The sequence below is a fragment of the Streptomyces sp. YS-3 genome (genome assembly GCF_045257485.1).
GTDB lineage: Bacteria > Actinomycetota > Actinomycetes > Streptomycetales > Streptomycetaceae > Streptomyces.
This window is the reverse complement of record NZ_JBJHPC010000700.1, coordinates 1-3,374: the sequence shown is the minus strand read 5'-3', so window position 1 is coordinate 3,374 and position 3,374 is coordinate 1. Positions and strand designations below refer to the sequence as shown.

Here is a 3,374-nt window from a genome sequence, read left to right as displayed (position 1 = left end):
GCCCGGCGCGGAGCGGGTGCCGGGCGCCGGGCGGCTCACGCGGGCCGCCGTGCGCGGGCGGACCGGTGCGGCCCCGGGCGGGTCCGGCCGGGGGGCCTCCCCCGACGGTGTGCGCTGTGTGGTGCTGCGCTGCTGAGCGTTCCGTACGGAACGAGCCAGCGGTACGTCAACTCACCAGCACAGCGAGGTGGTTCAGCCATGCCCGTCGACCCCTTCGCGGCGCTCAACGCGATGCTGCGCGCCGAGGCCGCCCGGATCCGACCGGCCCCCGTGGCCCCCGAACGCGAGGACCCCGAACCTCCTGAGGAGGGGCGCCCACTCCCGGCCGACCCGCACGGCGAATAGCCGGGCCTCCCACGGCAGGGCGGTGGACCGGTCACGGCCACCGCCCTGGTGACCTGCTGTTCTCACAGAGGGTGACGACAGCGGGCACTCCGTGGTGCGGTACTCCGTTCGGCGGCTTACGTTTGCTCCGGGAACACCCGACCGAGGGGGCTGCCATGCGCGGAGGAACGACAGCGGGCGCCGTCGGCGCGGCGATGGCGCTGCTCGCCCTTGCGGTCCCGGCCCGGGCGGACGGCGCCCAGCCCGATCTGACCCGCTTCTACACCCAGCGCCTGGCCTGGGGCGGCTGCACCGTCAGGAATGCCCCCAAGGGCATGGAGTGCGCCGAGCTGACCGTGCCCATCGACTACGCGCGGCCCGAGAACGGCACCATCGCGCTCGCGGTGGCCCGGGTGCGGGCGGCCGAGTCCGGCGAGGGCCCCACCGGCACGGGCACCGGCGCCGCCCCCGCCCGCGCCACCGCCCCCAGGGGTTCGCTGGTGCTCGATTTCGGCGGCCCGGGGGAGTCGGGCCTCAACGGGCTCGGCGACTTCATGGCCGTCGCCGCGCGTCTGGCCCCCGCCTACGACCTGGTGGGCTTCGACCCGCGCGGGGTGGGCCGCAGCGCCCCCGTGCGCTGCGGCGCCAAGGCCGAGCAGCTCATCGAGAGCCCCTCGGACAGCGGCCCGGCCGACGACGCCGAGGGGCGCGCCCAGCTCGTCGAGGAGCTGCGGGCGGTGGCCGAGGGGTGCCGCGGGACCACCGGGAAACTGCTGCCGTACGTCGGGACCATCAACGCCTCGCGCGACCTGGACGTACTGCGCCGGGCGCTCGGCGACCGGAAGCTGAACTACTTCGGCATCTCCTACGGCACCCGGCTCGGCGCGGTCTACGCGGCGCAGTTCCCCAAGCGCACCGGGCGGATGGTCCTGGACGCCGTGGACTCGCTGACGGCCGACGCCGCCCAGTCGGCGTTCGCCCAGACCACGGCCCTGCAGAAGGGCCTGGACACCTTCCTGTCGGACTGCGCCGCCCGGGGGGCCCGGTGTCCGCTCGGCGCGAGCACCGCCAAGGCGGCCGGCACCCTGAAAGCGACCGTCGCCCGGCTCGACCGCAGGAGCGCCAGGACCGCATCGGGCGCCGACTTCACCTCCGCCGACCTGCGGACCGCGATCACCGACGCGCTCTACAGCGAGCAGCTCTGGCCGGACCTCGCACGGGGCATCGCGGCCCTCCACGACAAGGGTGACCCGGCCGTCCTCGACGAGATCACCCGGCGGTTCGCGGGGCAGGACGCGCGGGGGGACCGGGCCGGGGACGACAACAGCCGCGAGGCGCTCCTCGCCGTCAACTGCGCCGACGACCCGGTGCGCGCCAAGGACCCCGCCGCCGAACTCGCCGCGTTGGAGAAGAAGTTCGCCCAGGCCTCCCCGCTGTTCGGCCCCGCGCAGGTGGGGGCGGCGATCTCCTGCACCGGCTGGCCCGCCGGTACGGACTACATCCGCTCGATCGGCCGGACCGGCGCGCCGGCCGCGCTGCTCATCGGCACCAGGGGCGACCCCGCCACGCCGTACCGGTGGGCGGCCGAGACGGCCCGCCGTCTCGGCAAGGGCGTGGTCCTCACGTATGAGGGCGGGGGGCATGGCGGGTACGCCGCCTCGCAGTGCGTCCGGGACGTGGCGGACGCCTTCCTGCTCGACGGCGTGCTGCCCGCCGCGGGGACGTCCTGCGCCCGCGAGACGCCCCCGGAGCAGTGAGCGCGGCCGGTTCTCAGTTGCTCATCGCCGCCGCCATCGGGGCCGCCGCGGCCCAGCGCCCGAGGGCCGTCTCGGCCGTGATGCCGGGGCCGAAGCCCGCGATGAGCCCGCCGGCCCCGTCGGCGGCGCCGCCCTCGTCGAAGAGCCGGGCCAGCGCGTCGAAGACCACGGAGCTGGCGATGTTGCCGCGCTCGGTGAGGGTGGCCCGGCTGAAGCGGAACATCTCGGGGGGCAGCTCCAGGAAGTGGCACAGGTCGTCCAGGATGCGCGGGCCGCCCGCGTGGACGATGAAGAAGTCCATGTCCGCGATGGCCCAACTGTGCTGGGCGACCAGCGCCTTGAGTGCGGGCGCGAGCATCTCCATGGTGCCCGGGACGCGCTTGTCGAGCAGGAAGTGGAACCCGGTGTCGCGCACCGCGTACGAGATCCAGTCCTCGGTGTTGGGCACCAGGTGCGAGCCGTTGCGCTCGATCCTCATACCGGTGCCGCCCTCGCCGCGCACCACGGCCGCGGAGATCGCGTCGCCGAAGAGACCGTTGGAGAGCAGCGAGCCGACGCCGATGTCGGTCGGCTGGTAGCAGAGCGAGCAGAACTCGCAGGACACGATCAGCACGTTCGCGCGCGGATAGGCGGTGCAGAAGTCGTGCGCGCGGTTGATCGCGGCGCCGCCCGCGGCGCAGCCGAGCTGGGCGATCGGCAGCTGCCGGGTCTCGGTCCTGAACCCCATGGTGTTGATCAGCCAGGCGGTCAGCGAGGGCATCATGAAGCCGGTGCAGGAGACGTAGACGATCAGGTCGATGTCCTGGGGCTCCACCTCGGCGTGGGCCAGCGCCTGCCGGACGACACCGGGGACCCGGGCCTTGGCCTCCGCCTCGTACAGCAGGTTGCGCTCCTCGAAGCCGGGGTGGCGCAGGGTGTCCTCGATCGGCTGCACGATGTGCCGGGTGAGGACCCCGGTGTTCTGGATGAGCCGCAGGACGAGGTCCCGCTGGGGATGGTCGGCATGTGTCTCACGGGCCAGGGCGAGCGTCTCCTCCTGGGTGATCACATGGTCGGGTACGGCTACTGACGGACGGCACAGGGTGGCCATGGAACTTCCTTGTCTTCTGCCGGGCGGACGCCTGCGGTTTCCACGCGGGTGCTCCAGGGGGGTGTGCGGACGTGTGCCTGTGATGTGTCCCCGAGCGTGATCATGGGCATGTCCTCGAACGAGGCATTTAACCGATTAGAGGGATATTGCGGACCGGGTAGGTCACTCGGGTGACGGGCCCCGGGCGGGGTGCGCGGCGGACC

General features: G+C 73.5%; 3 protein-coding genes. 2 read left to right on the top strand and 1 reads right to left on the bottom strand.

Annotated elements, in window-relative coordinates; all coding sequences use genetic code 11:
• The first annotated feature begins 198 nt into the window (after nucleotides 1-198).
• Complete coding sequence (locus ACJA3G_RS33490; protein WP_406556798.1) at nucleotides 199-345, top strand: hypothetical protein; 147 nt, start codon at nucleotides 199-201, stop codon at nucleotides 343-345.
• Nucleotides 346-500: 155 nt separating this feature from the next.
• On the top strand, nucleotides 501-2,081 hold the full coding sequence (locus ACJA3G_RS33485) for an alpha/beta hydrolase (RefSeq protein WP_406556797.1): 1,581 nt from the start codon (nucleotides 501-503) through the stop codon (nucleotides 2,079-2,081).
• A 13-nt stretch (nucleotides 2,082-2,094) separates the two neighbouring features.
• Here the strand turns inward: ACJA3G_RS33485 and ACJA3G_RS33480 are convergent, their stop codons facing one another.
• Complete coding sequence (locus ACJA3G_RS33480) at nucleotides 2,095-3,171, bottom strand: type III polyketide synthase (protein WP_406556796.1); 1,077 nt, start codon at nucleotides 3,169-3,171, stop codon at nucleotides 2,095-2,097.
• Between the last annotated feature and the right edge of the window lie 203 nt (nucleotides 3,172-3,374).